Raw genomic sequence first — 17,908 nt, 5'->3', positions numbered from 1 at the left:
GCCCGTCAGCAGACGTCCTAATCTGCAGACGGGCTTTAATGTAGACAGTATCGATAATGGGGAACGATCCTATTTCGTCAAATTTTCAAGACAGCCGCAGAAGACTACCTGAGCTCTCAGAAAGCATTTTATGAAGTGGTGCTTGGTCAAAGCCGGACTGTTGTCGGCATGGGCCGAGACAGTTGGACATATTTTCTGTTAGGCAGCTCTGGTAGGCTTCCGTGCTTTTTTGCAGGAAAAGTGTCAATCATAACCGAAAGAACTCGTAAGAAGACAAATTCCCACGAGCATATAGCGAAAGGGAGCGATGCGGGTTGTTGCGATTAAACTCAGCGCTATCTGATCTATTTGCAGGTTTAAAAACCGATGGCCGAGGTCTGCTCGATGACGACGCGAGAAAGCGCTTATCCCGGGTTGGTCCAAATAGCTTGGAGCAAAAGCGGGATGTCAGCGATATTGAGGCGTTTTTGCGTCAGTTTCTGAACCCGCTGGTAATGGTGCTGCTGTTTTCTGGCGGTCTGTCGTTTTTTCTGGGGGAAATCAGTGGTGGCCTGATCATTTCCATTCTGGTTTTGTTCAGCGTCTGTCTCCAGTTTTATCATGAACGCCGTTCGATGAAGGCTGCCGCGAATCTAAGCCGCCAAGTGGCTGTTCATGCTACTGCCATGCGCGATGGCATTAAGCGAGAAATCGAAATGGTCAATATCGTGCCAGGAGATATTGTGTTTTTGTCTGCTGGCGATATTATTCCCGGTGATTGTCGCTTGATTGCCACTAAGGATCTCTATGTCAATCAGGCAGCCTTAACAGGAGAAGCCTTTCCGGTAGAAAAAAAGGCGGTAGCTGCAGCGCAGTCGGCGGAGCTGCTGACCGATATGGACTTTGCTGTGTTTATGGGCTCTAGCGTTACCAGCGGCATGGGGCAGGCTGTGGTCGTCTCAACTGGACCGGCTACAGAAATTGGCCATATTGCGCATGTTCTCAGCGCAACGCCGCCACCCACTGCTTTTGAGCATGGCATTAAGGAATTTAGTCTGATGTTGGTCAAGATTGTTTTCCTTCTTGTCTTTGTCATCTTTTTTCTGAATGCAGTGTTAGGCAAAGGATTTTTTGATTCGTTCCTGTTTGCTGTGGCCGTTTCGGTCGGTCTGACTCCGGAACTGCTACCGATGATCATGACGATTAATTTAGCGAATGGCGCTATCGCGATGGCAAAGAAAGGCGTTATCGTAAAATGGCTTGCTTCCATTCAGAACTTTGGCAGTATGGATATCCTATGCTCAGACAAGACGGGTACTCTGACCGAAGGTACATTCAAATTGGTCAGCTATCAAAACTCCGCCGGTGAGCCGGAAGATCTCGTTCGCTTGTACGCGTACTTGAATAGCACACTGCAGAGTGATATAAAGAATCCGTTGGACCTTGCCATCACTGAGGCTGTTCATCCGGACGAAGCCTCAGCGTATAGTAAGGTTGATGAAATCCCCTTTGATTTTGTCCGGAGAATGCTTTCGGTAGTTGTTGCAAGTGGCGATGAACGCCTCCTGATTGTGAAGGGTGCGCCGGAAAGTGTAATGAGCAATTGCAACTACTATTACAAGTCAGGAGAAACGCCGGTTTTTGATGAGACGATCAAGTTTGCTGTCCAAAAGCAATTTGAGGCCGAGAGTCTGCAAGGGCATAAAGTAATTGCAGTTGCCTATAAAACCGTCAATCCCATACAGCAATCGTTTGGTATTGAAGACGAGCATGATCTGATTTTCTTAGGGACGTTATCCTTCTTCGATCCGCCGAAAGGTTCTGTTGCTGAGACACTGGAAGCATTGCGCGGCATGGGGGTTGCCGTCAAGGTACTTACCGGTGATAATGAACTGATCACCAGCCGGGTTTGCCAAGATGTGGGGATACCGGCAGAACGCATTCTGATGGGCAGTGAGATGGATCGAATGTCTGATGAAGCGTTAGGGCGAGTCATTGATGATGTTGCTATCTATGCCCGTTTGACGCCGGTTCAAAAAAATCGGGTAATCAGCCTATTAAAGCGGAAGGGGCATGTGGTTGGCTATATCGGTGATGGCATTAACGATGCTCCGTCACTGCGAACGGCGGATGTGGGCATATCTGTCAATAATGCTGTTGACGTTGCTAAGGAAGCAGCTTCGATTATCCTCTTGGAAAAAAGTCTGGGCGCATTGAAGGATGGCGTCTTCGAGGGGAGACGCACCTTTGCCAACACGATGAAGTATATCATGATGGGCACTAGTTCCAATTTTGGCAATATGTTTAGCATGGCGGTCGCTGCGGTCATGGTTCCGTACCTGCCAATGCTGCCGGTTCAGATTCTGCTGAACAATCTTCTTTATGATATGTCCCAGATTACGATTCCGACAGATGCCGTTGATCCGAGTTCCATCGCAAAGCCCAGACGCTGGGATATGGTTTTTATTCGTCGCTTCATGCTGGTATTTGGGCCGGTTAGTTCAGTCTTTGATATTCTTACCTTTGGGGTGCTGATCGTTGTTTTTCATGCGTCAGAGTCGGTGTTTCAGACAGCTTGGTTTATTGAGTCGCTGGCTACGCAAATATTGGTTATCTATGTTATCCGATCGCGCTATAGCATTTTATCCAGTCGGCCAAGTAAATGGCTGATGTTTACCACCCTGACCTGCGTAGTAGCAGGAGTAATCGTACCCTATACGGCGCTTGGTACCTTTTTCGGATTTACACCATTAGCAATGCCTTACCTATTCGCTATTGCGGCTTTGGTCATGGTTTATCTGGTGATGGTAGAAAATATAAAACGCTGGTTTTATCATCGATATGGCTGGTAATGACAAGCAGGGCATGGATCGTTTTCATGCATAGAGCATGCTAAACCCTCGTCCACAGAATACGGTGGACGAGGGTTTATTTTAGGTATGGACAAAAATGTGTTCAAGCATCATGAAGGGGACGGTCATTTTTGTCAACTTTTCGAGACGACTGCAGATCATAAACCTCGAATAGGCCAAGGACCCGTCAAGGCAAGGCTATCCTACAATCTCTGCTGCGCCGTGTCTGGCGAAAAAGCACTGCCCGTTCTCGAAGCCGCTGATACAAGATCTACGGAGTTAGCACAGGACCAGAGGGAAATAAGAGGGACAGTCCTTTTTCGTCATGAGAACTGAAGTAGAAGATAGAATAATAAGTACAATAAAAACAGGCTAGTTAAAGTAGCCTGTTTTGTTATATGCAATATGGCGCGCGGCATATTTACTGGATTCTTACCCGGCTTATTTTCAGAGTTAGATTGTATCTCCTTGGGGTAGAAGAGGCCGTGAGTTCGAATCTCGCCGCTTCGACACTATACATCAGATTCGATTTCGTCCTTACTGTAGGCTCTTGCACTTTTTATATCATAGTCTATAATGATTGGAAGTTCTTCGCAGCCGAGTTCGCACAACCAATCATCTTCAACGCTTTCATCGTAAAGCTCTTCGAGAAACGATTCCATGAAGCGGTGAACACCCTCAGTGATATCTGTTAAGGCGGTGCCTGTCCCTAAAAAAGTGAGCAGATATTGATTTTCATCTTGTATGCCTTTATATTTTACTTCGAAAGAGATAGATGGATCGCTTTTATCCCGATAAGTAGCAGAATAAAATCTGAATGCTTTTTTGATAGCGACTTCCGATGTAACACTTCCTAGCTGGAGAATTGCATCAACAGCAATAACGTTTGATTCCAAAGATATCCCTCCTGATTTTCTTCTGAACAAATTTTATACCGCGATATTGTATAGATCATTTTATCCGATGACTAACTCGCTCTAAGAGTCCCGCCTCTATAGGCGGGAGTCCCTAAAGGGAGCCTTCGGCTTAGCGAAATCATAGATTTCGAGCCTCAGTCTAAGAGCGACTAAGTCCCTGGATAAGGGCGACTAACCTTCAGATGGAGTTAAAACCCCACCTGAAGCTAAGTCTACTTTATCACAGTATTATATATCTTCTTCAGTGCAGACATCTATGCTTTGTTCCTTCAGCATTTTAGCAAAGACACCGTCACCAGAGATTATCGTATGCGAAAAGGTGCCATCGTAAATTTTACCACATCCGCAACTAGGAGACTTTGCCTTGAGAATAGCCTTTTTACATCTTAATAAAGAGGCAATATTAGCAGCAATTCTAGCACCTCGGATGAACTGCTCTGTTACATCTGTACCATCATCACAGATTATTCTCCCATTGCATTGCTCTGAAGGATGACGGGGTGAAGGCAAGCCGCCTAATATTTCTGGACAAATTGGCAGAGCCTTGCAGGTTTTGACCATTTCAACTACTTCAGGTATCGGATAGGCTAGTCCGTTATATCTACAGTCGACTCCAGCCAAACACGCGCTAACAATAATCATATGACACCTCCCGAAATATAGTTTTATGAATTATATCATAGAATAATTGGCAATGGCATCTTAATATTTTGTTAGTATTCGATTCTGATGAGGCGCAGGGAAAACAGCAAGTTTCATCTGATGCAGGCAGGGGATTAAAGGAACCAAGAGATCTTGGCTAAGTCTGTATTTTCGAGGTCTGATAGAAAATGCCATACCCTCGTCCACAGAATACAGATGGACGAGGGGGTATTTTTGATATGGACAAAAAACCGATCGGCTTCATCGGTGCGCTTTTTCTGGAACACCACAAGATCAATGTGTTCAGCAGCGAGAACAAAGTGACGCTGATTAGAGGTGGTAAGGCATGAGAAGCGCGGGCGGACAACGTTTTACCGTTTGGACTTCCTTTAGCCTGCTGATCTTAGCCTTTTTTCTTTTATTCATTATTTACCCGCTGCTGCTGGTACTGGTCAAGAGTGTTATCGACCCGGAAACGGGAGGCTTTACCCTTAATCATCTTACCCGGTTTTTTACGCGCAAACTGTATTGGAGTACGCTCATCAACAGCTTTCAAGTAACAGCCTGCGCGACGCTGCTGGCGGCTGCGCTTGGACTGCCGATGGAGTATGTCATGCGCAGCGTAAAGATCAAGGGCAGCGGGCTCCTCGATATTCTGATCGTGATTTCGTATCTGTCGCCGCCGTTTATCGGCGCGTATGCCTGGATTCAAATGCTGGGCCGCAATGGCTTGGCGACGAACTGGATCAATGCACTCTTTGGTATCAAGTTTGACGGGATCTACGGCTTTGCAGGCATTGTGCTGGTGTTTACCCTGCAGTCGTTTCCGCTGGTGTATATGTATATCTCCGGCGCATTAAAAAACCTGGATAATTCCCTGAATGAGGCAGCTGAGAGCCTGGGCTGCAATGGCTATCAACGCATTACCAAGATTATCGTTCCCCTGGTCATGCCCACGCTGCTGGCCAGTTCACTGCTTGTCTTTATGCGCGTGTTTGCTGATTTCGGCACGCCGATGCTGATTGGGGAGGGCTTTAAGACCATGCCAGTGCTGATCTACACCCAGTTTATGGGCGAGGTCGGTGGCGACGATGGCTTTGCCGCCGCTCTGTGTCTCATCGTGATCATGATGACCATTGTGCTGTTCTTCATCCAGCGCTTTATTGCTAATCGTAGCACCTATTCCATGACAGCGCTAAAACCGCTGGAGGCCCAAATTGCTACAGGTATGAAAAACATAGCATCTCATACATTTGTCTATCTCGTGACAGGGCTGGCGATATTGCCGCAGGCAGTCGTTATCTATACGTCATTTCTTAAAAATAAGGGCGGTCAGGTGTTCACCGGAGGTTTTGCGCTGCAAAGCTATGAAGCGACGTTGTTTGCCAAAGACAATGATGTTATTTGGAACACGTATGGCCTGGGCCTAGTCAGCATTGCTATAATCGTAATTTTGGGCATTATCATTTCGTATCTCACTGTACGGAAACAGAGTGCACTCAATAGCGCACTGGATACCATCACCATGTTTCTAAAAAATATATCGGCTGCTCCCCTGGTAGGTTTATCCTTGACGCAGTTTGTAAGACCCCATTTCTTTAGTCCGATTTTTAGTGTGAAGCAACCGCTGTCTGTTTTCTTCTAGCTAAGCTCACTTCGTTTTAGAAATATAGAATGTAACGAGATAATAAATGTGGTATTCTAATGACGATAAAATTACACGAATATCTGGCTTAAAAATAGTGTTAAAGAATTGGGGCTAGCATCTGATGAGAAAATATAAGAAAGTGTATATAGAAATTACAAATGTATGCAATTTAAACTGTGATTTTTGCCCTCAAACCAAAAGGAAAGCTGAATTTATGTCAGAAACTGCATTTAAGCAGATTCTAGATCAAATTAAACCTTTTACAGAGTATATCAATTTACATGTGAAAGGAGAGCCTTTATTACATCCTCATTTAGGGAGTTTCCTAGATATAAGCTATGAAAAGGGTTTTAAGGTAAACATTACAACAAATGGTACTTTAATCGATGAACTAACAAATATGTTGATTGAGAAACCTGCATTGAGGCAAATCAATTTTTCACTTCATAGCTTTGATGGGAATCAGAACGAACTATCTAAAGATGTGTATATCGACAACATTCTTAAATTTTCCAGTAGAGCTGTATTGGAATCGAATATGATTATATCCTTACGATTATGGAATTTAGATGAAGCTTTGTTAACAGAGTGTCAACGAAGAAGAAATCTGGCTATTATTCATCAAATCGAAGAGCATTTTGCTTTGGCTTATAAAATTCAGGGTAATTTATCGGAAACTAAGGCCTTAAAATTATCGGAACGAGTTTATTTGAATCAAGATGTTGAGTTTAAGTGGCCTAGCTTAAAGGAAGAAGAGGACTTTAATAAAGGCTATTGTTTTGGCTTAAGAAATCAAATTGCTATTTTAGTTAATGGTACAGTAGTACCCTGTTGCCTTGACGGAGAAGGAATAATAAATTTAGGCAATATTCATGAAGTCAACTTTGCGGATATTGTAACTGGACAAAGAGCGGAAAACATAAGACTTAGTTTTTCCAATAATAATGTAGTAGAAGAACTTTGCAGAAAATGTGGCTTCAGAAAAAGATTTAACAAATAGGATCTGTTAGTCCGAATATTGTCAAATAAACAAAGAAAGTTTTCTGACTATTCGTATCAGATATTAGAGGATGTTCACTCATTATCGAGAACTCCTTTGTAGCAAGTGCTTCTCGCAACGTTGAGAGATGAACCTGCTATCAATGAAACGGAGGGGATATCATGTTAAAACGGTTTGCTGTGCTCTTGGTCATTCTAAGTCTAAGCGTTTTTGCCAGCGGTGCGTTAGCTAAACCAAATCCGAAAAATGTGGATCAGCTTCCGAAATATGAGTACACTCTGGTTGATACTTTTGAAGTTAAGGGCCGTCAGGGAATCACTACCGATGGTGATTACTACTATGTAAGTGGCAGCAAGGCTCTGTATAAGTACGATAAATCCGGTAAACTTCTGTTGGCTAATGAAAAGCCGTTCGAAGGCTATGCGATTCCTGCCAATCATATTGGCGATATTGATGTTTTCAATGGCGAGATTTTTGTTAGTGCGGAAAACTTTATGGATGGGGTGGGGAAGGACATTCAGATCGCCATTCATGATGCCGACACATTGAAGTTAAAGCGCACCTTTAAATTTGAGCCATCCAGCGGACAGGAAGAATGCTCTGGCATCGCTGTGGATAGAGACAAAAGAACAGTTTGGATGGTCTCATGGGTTGGCGAAGAAAGTGGTCGCTATCTCTATGAATATAGTTTAGATACGGGGAATTACCTGCGCAAAGTTCATATTCAGCCTGTTCCCCAGTGGGTGCAGGGAGTATATTACTATAAAGGTTCTCTCTATTTAACAGCAGATGACGGCACTGCTGACCTTGACGAGCCTGACCATCTTTACCGTGTGGATATAACTGATAAATCATACGCCAATGTGGTATTGGAGAAAACGTTCAAGGAAGTAAAGCGCCAAGGTGAAATCGAGGGACTGGCAGTGAATCCCAAGACCGGTGATCTGCTAGTACACTTCAATCGCGGTTCTCGCATTGTGCTTGGCATGGTCAAAGGCTTCTATCCTGGTTATAATCGCGAAATATCAGAAGTTTACCGTTTTAAAATGGTTCCAATTAAGTATTAATTCCCTGCCCACAGTGGCGAAATAGCTACACGCAAGGGTGCCCTGTCTGCAAAGCATTTTGCAGACGGGCACCCTTGTATTGTGAAATATCCGTCGCATGATATTCTCACCCTTGCCAAATGGCATGAACACGGTGATAACGAATTTTTCTGCGATACTACATGAGATAGCCTTCAACCATATCCTTAACCTGCGCGAACTGTTTCTCTAGACGTCCATTCGCGTCTTTCCAGAGCTGATTCAGTTTTTCAGTAATGTCTTCATAACTGCTTGAGAGAGGAAGCGTGGCCGTTACTTTCGCTTCAGATGAAATATGGGAATCCAACATAGAGTTTAAAATGGTCTCTCTTTGTTCAACTGAGAGAACGTCATCCGATACTTCTAGAGCATGAATCGCATCAGCGATTAAATCCTCATCTTGCTCAATAAAATCGCTAACAGAGAGCTGGTACTTGTCTTGGGTTTTCTCGATATTGTAACGAATAGAGTCTGACTGCCTTGCTTGCCCTTCAAAAACAAAAGAGTCTTTCTCCGCCATAGCTTTTCGCAGTGTCGCTGCAACCTCTGGGTAAATATCGGTTACGCCGTTTTCACTGCTATACTTTCCATCGTAATATAGTCGCCTTGTGCTCAGGTTTTGCCCAAGATGACTATCCCAAGTATTTTGGCCTTGATAATTGAGCATTGATCGCATTACCTCTTTCCGTTTAGAGTGGGGGAATACAGCACTCTTCCCTAATTATCATAGAGTTTCCTAACTGTGAAAGATTATTCCATTTAGGGCGCTGAAATCTGCTGCCAAATGGACCTGCTCGTGCCAGTTTCTATCTGGGTTGATACATCAAGGCGCTAATTTTGATTAACAAATAAATAAATTTAAAGAAGTACAGACTACCTACATCGAATGTATTACCGATGGAGGTGTTTGCAATGGCTAACAAAGAGCGAAACAGTATTGACCAGATTCCTTCCAGTACGAAGGCCGCGCCTGATAAGCAGGCTATGGCGGCAGCAGGAATCACCGTTGTTCCGTTTGAGCCTGCTGAAGATGCAGCTGTGGAGTTGCAGCAAAACGACGGCAAGGCGTAACAGGAAGAGAACAAAGACATAAATCGGCGTACTTGCGTCAGTATGCGCATCGCTGTCGAAGCCGGGTTTCTGTATTCCAAAACCTCTTTCCTTTGACGCCTCTCGTCCACTCCATTACACTGGAAGGGTAAGGAGGCGTTTCTCATGCTAATCTGTATCGACCCCGGCCACAGCGGACCCTACGAACCAGGCTTTTTCGCCGCCTGTCTCACCAAAGCCAACTTAAACCTGTCCATCATAGAATGCCATTGAATTTTGTTTTATGTAAAAGAAAAGACTAAGATACAAAATGACAAAAAAGAAAAGGAGATGCGATGACAAATAGAAAAGCGATAATAGAAACAGGATGGAACTTGGACAGCAGTTATGCCCGTCTGCCGGTATCCTTTTTTAGCAGCCTCAATCCAAACCCAGTACGTTCACCGAAATTGATCATTCTCAATGAACCGCTGGCGACATCCCTAGGCTTGAACGTCCAGGCGCTGCAAAGCGAAGAGGGGGTAGCGGTGTTTGCCGGCAACCGGATTCCCGAAGGAGCCGTGCCGCTTGCTCAAGCTTACGCCGGGCATCAATTCGGGCATTTTACGATGTTGGGGGACGGACGGGCTCTGTTGCTTGGCGAGCAGATCACTCCCCTGAGTGACCGGTTTGATATTCAACTCAAAGGTTCAGGCAGAACGCCATACTCCCGTGGCGGCGATGGCCGGGCGGCTCTAGGGCCGATGTTGCGTGAATATATCATCAGTGAAGCAATGCATGCGCTTGGTATTGCTACCACCCGCAGCCTGGCGGTGGTGACAACCGGTGAGTCCATATTCCGCAATGCCGAACAGCCTGGCGCTATTCTGACCCGCGTGGCCGCCAGTCATCTGCGAGTTGGCACTTTTCAATACGTTGCAAACTGGGGCACTGTTGAGGAGCTCGGGATACTGGCTGATTATACACTGCAGCGGCATTTTCCGGATGTGGGCGCTGATGGAAATTGCTATCTGCTCTTGCTTCAGGAAGTGATCAAGCGCCAAGCCGCGCTGATTGCCAAATGGCAGCTGGTGGGCTTTATTCATGGGGTGATGAACACCGACAACATGGCCCTGAGCGGAGAATCCATTGATTATGGCCCTTGCGCCTTCATGGATGCCTATGACCCGACAACGGTTTTCAGCTCAATTGACAGTCAAGGCCGCTATGCCTATGGCAATCAGCCACAGATTGCTGCGTGGAATCTCGCGCGGTTTGCTGAAACCCTGCTGCCGCTGCTGCATGACAACCAGGAGCAGGCAATCAAACTGGCCCAGGATGCGATTTCCGGTTTCATTGAGCTTTATCGCCGCTTTTGGCTCGCGGGAATGAGAGCAAAACTGGGAATAGGTAACGAGGAGGAAGGGGATGAATTCCTGATTGAAGGACTCCTCAGCATGATGCATAAATATCGTGCGGACTATACCAATACGTTCCGAGCACTCACTTTTGATAAGCCGGAGGATACGGTCCTGTCTGGGACCGCGGAATTTGCCCAATGGCATGAACTGTGGCAGGCTCGACTAGGCAGGCAGGAATCAAAAGCCTCACCGCAGCAGTTGATGCAAAACAGCAATCCTGCGCTGATCCCGCGCAACCACCGGGTAGAAGCCGCGCTGGAAGCCGCAGTGAAACAAGGAGATTACAGCGTGATGAAGCGCCTTCTTACGGTTCTTTCAAGCCCCTACGCGCACACCCCCGAACAGGCTGAGTACTCCACGCTGCCTGATTTATCAACCAAACCTTACCGAACTTTTTGCGGGACGTAATATAAAGCAGCCGCTGCCTGATAAAAGGCGGCGGCTGCTTCATTTTCATTTAATTCCTTGGGTTCAGCGCTGCGAGCTAAAGGCAAATAGCCTTCGCTGTTAGATAATGCCCTCATACTTCAGTAGGAACTGCGCGACAACCGCGGCGCAGATAAATGTACCTGTGTAAACAGTCAGCGCGACGACTACAATGCGCCACGACATAGTTTTGAACTTTTCGATATCTTTACCAAAGGATAGACCGGCGAATGCAAGAATTGGCGTAGCGAGAGCGAGGAAGTCCACTTTGCCTGTATAATAGCCGATTTCTTTTGCCCACGGGGAAACCTGCGGCACGGTGGAAAGGGTGGCCAGCACGGAAACCCAGAATACCATCGGCAGCTTACCGGGGAGATACTTGGAGCAGGCAATGCCGAGTAAGGCAATTGTGAACATGATACCATAGCCGGTGGCAGCTTCAGCGATGAATTGACCGTACGTCAGGTCTTTGCCAAGGGCTTCTTTATAGCCTAGCATGTTTCCGATGACAGAGATCACACCCATGACGAGGAGTACGGCGATTGCTTCAGACCATTTCATGCTTGCTTACCTCCTTCGATGCGCCTGCGCTGGGACACGCCGATAATGGGAGACAGCTTTTCATAGAGGAATACAGTAACCGGCAGTGATACGAACAGGGCGAAATACACGCCGATAACTGAGGTCAGCAGATTGCTGGCGCCTGCGTACATAAGGATGTCTTTAGCCATACTGGGCACAGCGGCGGCGATAGCGCCCGAGGATGCGGCCATCATGCTGCCGGAGCCGACACCGGCGCCCATGGCGAGGGCATAGGGATGGAGAATGTTCAGTGACGCAATAAAACCGGCGACAAAGCCCAGCCAGACAGCGCCAAACAGGGTGCCGCAGATATATACAGCCATGACGCCGCGGCCTTCCGGTGAGTCAAGCCCGTATTTTTCAGCAATGATTGCAATGTTGGGTTCGCGGTCGATGGAATAGGTAGCGCCAATGGCTTCTCGGCCCAGGCCGAGCGCTAGGGCAACCGGCAGACCAAAGATAATCGTGCCGAAGAAATGGCCAACTTCCTGGAAGGAAAGAGCCAAACCAGACTGCATCAGTTTTACCAGGTTTGGTCCCATTAGGACGCCTAGCTTCGCAATCAGCATTAGGGTAGCGATCCCCAGACATTTGGCGGAGATGTTCATTTCCGAGAGGTTGAGCGCTTTTAGTTTCGGCAGACTGATGACCGCGCCAATGATCATCGCATAGAGCATGGGCAGGAACAATAAGACGCCAGGGCCGAGCGCCACCTTCTTGGTGCCAATCATTTCTGAGATGACAACGATGATGAGTGCAAACGCGTGGACTTTCCATGATTTTAGAATTTCCAAGAATAGCTTCCTCCTTGTCGTTTATTTTTGTAGTATTCAAGGGGTGAATGCTTAACTAAAGTATTTGTCCAGTAAGGCCAGATACTCTGCTTTGGATAACAACGGCTTATGAGTTGTCTTAATCTCGTTGGCTTTGGCTGCCTGCTCAGCAAGAAGATCAATCACAGTCATAGCCAGTAGTTTGGCGGGAATGATGCAGGCCGCTATGTAATCAGCCGCCTTAAACTCTTTTGTGTGATGGTTACCGTATATGCCACCTGTGAAGGGGTGCAGCGAAGGAATAATGTGAGATATGTCGCCCATATCGGTAGAGCCGCCAAAATGACCGGAGACGGTAATCTGCCCGTCTGGCGTCAGCTGGCCTGCGTTGGCGGCGAACAGTTCATTCAGCTGTGGACAGCAGGCGAGGGGAAGGTATCCCGGGATAGTGTTAATGTACGTCTCGGCGCCCACGGAGTCGCCGCCCGCCTTTAACGCCCGCGTTACTTTGCCGTAGGTGGCGTCGATAGCGGTCATTGTTTTGGCTCGCACATAGGTTTCCATGCGGACATCTGCCGGTACAATGTTCACAAGGTCGCCGCCCTTGGTGATAATCGGATGGACACGCACAATGTCCTGATCCCGGAAGGTTTCTCTCAATGCATGTACACCCATTAATCCTATCATGGCTGCATTCAGTGCGTTGATGCCCTGATCTGGCGCGCCGGCGGCGTGTGCTTCTTTGCCGAGGTATTGAATAGTCATGCCGACAAATCCATTGCTTGATTCAGGCAGGTTTACCGAGGGCCCGGGCAAGTCTTTGTCAGAGTGGACCATCATAGCGATATCCACGTCATCAAATTCGCCACGGTAGATAAGTTCCTGCTTGCCGCCAAGGTAACGAATTTTGCCTTGCTCACGCAGTTGCTGGCGGAAGGCGATCTCTACGTACTCCTCCGCCGGCACAGCCATAAAACTGACATTGCCCCCCAGTTCATCGGCGACGCCAGCTAGCTTAAGTCCCAGCGCCGCGCCGATCATCGCGCCGATCTGCAGGTTATGGCCGCAGGCGTGAGCCGCGCCGGTCAGCGGGTCAGCCGCCGGACTGTCAGGGCAGACGACTGCATCGAGTTCACCTAGAATCGCCACATTGGGGCCGGCTGAGCCTGGCTTCAGCGAAGTTTTTACGCCGGTAATGGCTAACCCTTCACGACAGGTATAGCCTAAGTCTGACAGGAACTTAGCGACAGCAGCGGCAGTCTTTGTTTCCTTGTAACCTAGCTCTGGTTGCTTTTCAATTTCACGGACTACGTTTACTATCTGTTCCACATGTGCATCAATACTCTGACATACCCGATTTTTGATTTCTTGTACTACCAACAGGTAACCCTCCTTATGGAATTAACTTATAATTCCAATTCGTCAGAACGTCCATAAATCCTCTTCGAAAATACTGATATGTAAACTTTATTAATATTTTTTGTTGTATTGTGGATTGTGTAATGATTATTGTGAAAAAAAGTCGTTTCCTGATAGAATAATTTCTCTCCAGGTACCACTAGCCATATCCCGACGACTCGGAGCATCTAAGTATTCCGTATCCTGTCGGTATGATTTTACATCCAAGAATATTGCTATTGAATGGAATGTACTTAATTAATTGAAGGTAAATGGAAGGTTACAGGGAATAAGAAAGTGTAGGCAGCACAGTAAGGTTCGATTCCATGGGGACGAGCAAAAAGCAGCCACGGTCTATGCAGGGATTAAACCTTTGGCGCCTAAGGACATAGCGAGCATAATTGTTTATGTCACTAGCGCTCCGGTACACGTGCAAATTTGCGATAAACAGAAGCCAATGCGGCGAGGGTATATATAAGGAGGAATAGTCATGAAAGTAATCGGTATTAATGGCAGTCCCTAAGAATAGCGGTATGGAGGAATGTTTGGCGAATATAGTAGCCATTAATGGCATCCAGGCGCGGCCTCCAAGGTGTTACTCAGATAATCTATCTATAAGACCTCAATTATAAGCAGTGAAGAGAATAGACCCTCTGGAGAACGTAGGCCGAGGGCTTATTTTCCCTTTAGTTTGAGAGTTGCTTTCAACGAATAAATGCGGCAGGGATAACGATAATCTACCGTGAGCTACTCTTTACTCTCGTTGGTGGCAATGGTAAGATGAGCATATAATTCTGGATATTTTGTCAATTTGCGCCGTTAGGGGAGGAGTGAAGCAGAATGGATGATCTGAGTCCCGAGTTAAAGGACAAGCTGACCAAGGTATGCTTGTGCAAGGGAATATCGCGCGCTACCCTGAAGAAAGCCATCTCACATGGAGCGGACACGTTGGAAAAATTGCAACAAGCAACTGGTGCTGGTTCTGGCTCGTGCCAGGGGAGGAGATGCACACCGAAACTGCTGGAATTGCTTGAGTAAGAGAGGTAAGGCTCCCATGTGCGCCAAGCGTCTTCGACTTATACTATCGCTAGACTATTGCAATAGGAGGTAGTTATCATCGAACCTATATTGTTGCTAGCTCCATCAAAACATATAGCTGACATCGCGCGACAGGTGAATGACGAAATCCGCTTAAACCTTGTGGTCGAGGTGGGTAATAGCCAACAAGCTCTCGACATTGTGCAGGCGCATTCGGCAATTGCTCTCATTATTAGTCGCGGCGCGTCCGCTGAGGCTATCAAGAAACTGGGTCAGAAAACGGTGGTTGAAATTACAGCATCGCCAACTGATGTACTGTTGTCTGTTAACCGAGCAGCGGCAAAAGACTGGAAGAAGATTGGCGTCGTCACTAGGACCAATATTCTTGATGACCTAGCCCAGGAGTTCCAGCTCTCAGAGATCGAGGTATTTCTGCGGTCATGTCCAACTGATGCTGATGTCAAGGCTGCAATCACAACGTTAGCGGGACAGGGAATAGAGGGAATTGTCGGCGATAATGCGGTCGTGAAAATCGCTGAAACCTGCGGACTGCCGGGAGAATTTCTTGATTCCGGCAGAGCGGCTGTCAAAAAGGCCCTTGTCGAAGCCGGAAAAATCCAGCAGGCACAAGAGGCGGATCGCCAGCGGGAACACGAGCGGGCGGAGCAGATCAACGCCTACGCCCGCGATATACAGAGCGCGCTGGAGCAGGCAGTGGCCGCCGTTCAGCAAGTGTCGGCCGGATCACAGCAACTAGCCGCCACCAGTCAAGAAACAGCGGCTATCGCCAAAACAGCGTCAAATGACGTAAATAACACTGCGCGGATTCTTGAGGTTATCCGCCACGTCGCCCAACAAACCAACCTGCTCGGCTTGAACGCAGCCATCGAGGCTGCTCGCGCCGGAGAAAGCGGGCGGGGGTTTTCGGTTGTCGCTAACGAAGTACGCAAACTGGCTGAAGAAAGCAATCGGTCAGCCGGGAATATCGATCAATTGTTAACTGCATTCCGTGATTCGGTCAATCGCGTCTCGGCAAATGTTGGGCAGACTACAATCATCACGCGTGAGCAGTCATCAGCCATCCAGGAAATCGCCCAAAAGCTCGAAGGCCTGCGAACAGTCGGACAAGCGCTACTGTCCCTGGCGGCGACGGGGCTTCGCAAATAATGGTCATTGCGGTTTCCCGAAGCGCCTGAGCGCACCAAAAAGTCGAGTGGAGGAGACCTCTACTCAACTTGTTCAATTTAATGAAATTTTAAGGTTTGCGAAGTGAACGAGGTCACGTCTCCGTAGAGCGAAATGAGAGTACACAGAGGTCACAGAGTGGAGTATCTATTTTGCCAGCATCAGCATGCTGGCGCTCCAAACTCTAGCCCTCTGTGTCCTCTTTACCACGCTGTGCCCTCTGTGGATGGTGCCCCGCACTTGATGACGAGTGGTCTTCTTTTTTCTTAGAATCGGGGCATTTAGCTAGCTCTTCGGAGATCTCTACCTGTGGCTCTAAGCTTCTTGTGCGGAGAAACTTTCCGCCTGCCCCCTGGTCGACTGTGCCCTTGCTGTTCTTTTTTGTGGAAAATCGTTCTTTAATCACAAAAATAGCCGAGTAGAGCACTATCAAGGCTAGGCCTGCCGCTAAACCGGAGCCCTGACCGGGAATAAGCGGCATGCTTGCCAAGGCGAATAGTAAACCGGTCAAGCCAAACCAGGAGGAAAAGGGGTATAGGGGTAGTTGACAATTGCCGTTGGGGGGACAGCCGTTTCGCTTCCGAAATTGGTAATGAGTTGCCACGATCACAGCATAGGTGGTCAGTAAAGCGAATCCGCCAGAGCTAACAAGAAAAAGATATACCTGCTGCGGCAGCAGAGATCCTAATCCTAAGCCTAGCAGCATCGAGACTCCCGAAAAGAGAATGCCTCTTTTCGGAATGTCGCCGGCATCCTTTAACCATGACGGAGCATGATTTTCCTCTGCCAGCGAGCGAATCATTCGGCCTAATCCAAACATGGCCGCCAGCATGGTGGAGAGAATTGCCGTAACCAACACGATATTGATCGCATTCCCTGCCCAGGCGAGATTCTGGCGGTTGAGAGCCGCGACAAATGGGCTTGTTTCGGTCGTTAGGCTTGCGGTAGGGATCAAAGCCAATAAAACGCCTATCGAGATTACATACAGACCGACCAAACTGGTGACAGTATACGTGATCGCCCGGGGTATCGTCTTGTGCGGATCACGCGCTTCAGAAGCCGCCAACCCGATCGTTTCAAAGCCGGCGTAAGCGAACATGACAATCAGCATGCTGCCGGCAATTCCGCCAATACCGCCTGGGAAAAACGGTTCAGCTAACAGTTCTCCCGCGCCGGTCTGATTGGCGTTTATCAGCCCGCTAATCAGGAATAGTCCCAGCGCGATGAAGCCCGCGATAGCCAGCAGCTTGACTGCCGCGAGGCCGCTCTCCAATTTGCTCAAACGCTCAGCGCCCAAGAGATTGAGCAATGTTACTGCGATAATGACGGCAGAGCCGATCAATCCCAGTGACAACCCGGGAAACCAAGGGTGTATAAAAATGGCAACAGCCATTGCTTCGCTCGACATGGCTAAAATAAGGCCGGTCCAATAGACCCAACCAACGACGAATCCTGCTCCTCGGCCAAACTCCCGCTCTGCGTAGGTGCGAAATGACCCCGGCGCCGGATCTGCGACTGTCAGCTCAGAGAGAGCATAAAGAATGACAAAAACTATGGAGCCGCCTAACACATAAGATACGATAACCGAAGGCCCCGCAGCATGAATGGCGGCGGCCGATCCTAAGAAAAAAGATCCGCCGACAACCGTTCCCAAAGCCATCATCGCCAGTTGCCGCGCGTTCAGACCATTAACGCTATTTTTCAACCCATTTCCACTCCCATAGCACCCTCACCTGTCAATATTTACAGATAGTAGTATGTACTTAAACACGAATTTTATCGTGTATTAACCAGGCAGGTTTTACCTAGCTGAGGCGATAATGCGGAAGTAATTCATAAAGCGCTGGTCAGAGAGGCAAGAAAGCATTACAATATATAGTATGTATTTATTATTCATGTATGGTTCATCTGCTTTCGAACGGGAACACTAGCT

Annotated in this window: 14 protein-coding genes and 2 pseudogenes; 9 read left to right on the top strand and 7 right to left on the bottom strand. The window is 47.6% G+C overall.

What is annotated here, in order from left to right:
• The first annotated feature begins 314 nt into the window (after positions 1-314).
• The gene (mgtA, locus tag AXX12_RS06600) at positions 315-2,831 is read left to right on the top strand and encodes a magnesium-translocating P-type ATPase (protein WP_066239814.1); all 2,517 of its coding nucleotides are present in this window, start codon (positions 315-317) and stop codon (positions 2,829-2,831) included.
• Between the two features lie 512 nt (positions 2,832-3,343).
• On the opposite strand, the gene AXX12_RS06590 is transcribed toward mgtA, so the two are convergent.
• On the bottom strand, positions 3,344-3,727 hold the full coding sequence (locus AXX12_RS06590) for a hypothetical protein (protein WP_066239810.1): 384 nt from the start codon (positions 3,725-3,727) through the stop codon (positions 3,344-3,346).
• A 249-nt stretch (positions 3,728-3,976) separates the two neighbouring features.
• On the bottom strand, positions 3,977-4,390 hold the full coding sequence (locus AXX12_RS06585) for a 2-thiouracil desulfurase family protein (protein WP_066239806.1): 414 nt from the start codon (positions 4,388-4,390) through the stop codon (positions 3,977-3,979).
• A 346-nt stretch (positions 4,391-4,736) separates the two neighbouring features.
• Here AXX12_RS06585 and AXX12_RS06580 point away from each other — a divergent pair.
• From AXX12_RS06580 to AXX12_RS06570, 3 genes and pseudogenes are all read left to right on the top strand, one after another.
• A pseudogene (locus AXX12_RS06580) lies at positions 4,737-5,921 on the top strand (ABC transporter permease); the annotation flags it as partial.
• A gap of 238 nt (positions 5,922-6,159) precedes the next feature.
• Complete coding sequence (locus tag AXX12_RS06575; protein ID WP_066239802.1) at positions 6,160-7,038, top strand: radical SAM/SPASM domain-containing protein; 879 nt, start codon at positions 6,160-6,162, stop codon at positions 7,036-7,038.
• Between the two features lie 161 nt (positions 7,039-7,199).
• Positions 7,200-8,105, top strand: coding sequence for a hypothetical protein (locus AXX12_RS06570; protein ID WP_066239799.1), 906 nt, complete (start codon positions 7,200-7,202; stop codon positions 8,103-8,105).
• A 157-nt stretch (positions 8,106-8,262) separates the two neighbouring features.
• Here AXX12_RS06570 and AXX12_RS06565 read toward each other — a convergent pair whose 3' ends face one another.
• Positions 8,263-8,790, bottom strand: coding sequence for a hypothetical protein (locus tag AXX12_RS06565; protein WP_066239796.1), 528 nt, complete (start codon positions 8,788-8,790; stop codon positions 8,263-8,265).
• Positions 8,791-9,035: 245 nt separating this feature from the next.
• Here AXX12_RS06565 and AXX12_RS19225 point away from each other — a divergent pair, with 245 nt between their 5' ends.
• Together AXX12_RS19225 and AXX12_RS06560 are read left to right on the top strand one after the other, a co-directional pair.
• Positions 9,036-9,194: a hypothetical protein gene (locus AXX12_RS19225; RefSeq protein ID WP_156478595.1), complete on the top strand. Its 159-nt coding sequence runs from the start codon at positions 9,036-9,038 to the stop codon at positions 9,192-9,194.
• Positions 9,195-9,508: 314 nt separating this feature from the next.
• Positions 9,509-10,981, top strand: a complete 1,473-nt coding sequence (locus tag AXX12_RS06560; RefSeq protein ID WP_066239793.1) for a protein adenylyltransferase SelO — start codon at positions 9,509-9,511, stop codon at positions 10,979-10,981.
• Positions 10,982-11,080: 99 nt separating this feature from the next.
• Here AXX12_RS06560 and AXX12_RS06555 read toward each other — a convergent pair whose 3' ends face one another.
• The 3 genes from AXX12_RS06555 to AXX12_RS06545 are packed head-to-tail and all read right to left on the bottom strand — an operon-like array spanning position 11,081 to position 13,734.
• Complete coding sequence (locus AXX12_RS06555; protein WP_066239791.1) at positions 11,081-11,560, bottom strand: hypothetical protein; 480 nt, start codon at positions 11,558-11,560, stop codon at positions 11,081-11,083.
• Positions 11,557-12,375, bottom strand: coding sequence for a DUF3100 domain-containing protein (locus tag AXX12_RS06550; RefSeq protein ID WP_066239788.1), 819 nt, complete (start codon positions 12,373-12,375; stop codon positions 11,557-11,559). The genes AXX12_RS06555 and AXX12_RS06550 overlap by 4 nt, the downstream gene beginning before the upstream one ends.
• Before the next feature lie 51 nt (positions 12,376-12,426).
• Positions 12,427-13,734 (bottom strand): amidohydrolase, encoded by a 1,308-nt coding sequence (locus tag AXX12_RS06545; protein ID WP_066239785.1) that lies wholly within the window; start codon positions 13,732-13,734, stop codon positions 12,427-12,429.
• Between the two features lie 858 nt (positions 13,735-14,592).
• Between AXX12_RS06545 and AXX12_RS06540 the strand changes: the two genes are divergently transcribed.
• The 3 genes and pseudogenes from AXX12_RS06540 (at position 14,593) to AXX12_RS20115 (ending at position 15,957) form a co-directional block, all read left to right on the top strand.
• Positions 14,593-14,790, top strand: a complete 198-nt coding sequence (locus AXX12_RS06540; protein ID WP_066239783.1) for a (2Fe-2S)-binding protein — start codon at positions 14,593-14,595, stop codon at positions 14,788-14,790.
• A gap of 135 nt (positions 14,791-14,925) precedes the next feature.
• Positions 14,926-15,411: pseudogene (locus AXX12_RS20120) on the top strand (PrpR N-terminal domain-containing protein); the annotation flags it as partial.
• A gap of 93 nt (positions 15,412-15,504) precedes the next feature.
• A complete protein-coding gene (locus tag AXX12_RS20115) occupies positions 15,505-15,957 on the top strand; it encodes a methyl-accepting chemotaxis protein (protein ID WP_407922239.1) in 453 nt (150 codons plus the stop codon).
• Positions 15,958-16,159: 202 nt separating this feature from the next.
• On the opposite strand, the gene AXX12_RS06530 is transcribed toward AXX12_RS20115, so the two are convergent.
• The gene (locus AXX12_RS06530; protein WP_066239777.1) at positions 16,160-17,680 is read right to left on the bottom strand and encodes an amino acid permease; all 1,521 of its coding nucleotides are present in this window, start codon (positions 17,678-17,680) and stop codon (positions 16,160-16,162) included.
• Positions 17,681-17,908 lie beyond the last annotated feature (228 nt).

This window comes from Anaerosporomusa subterranea (assembly GCF_001611555.1).
In the GTDB taxonomy this organism is placed as follows: domain Bacteria; phylum Bacillota; class Negativicutes; order Sporomusales; family Acetonemataceae; genus Anaerosporomusa; species Anaerosporomusa subterranea.
Note: the sequence above shows the minus strand (reverse complement) of the source record. Positions and strands in the feature narration are given on the sequence as shown.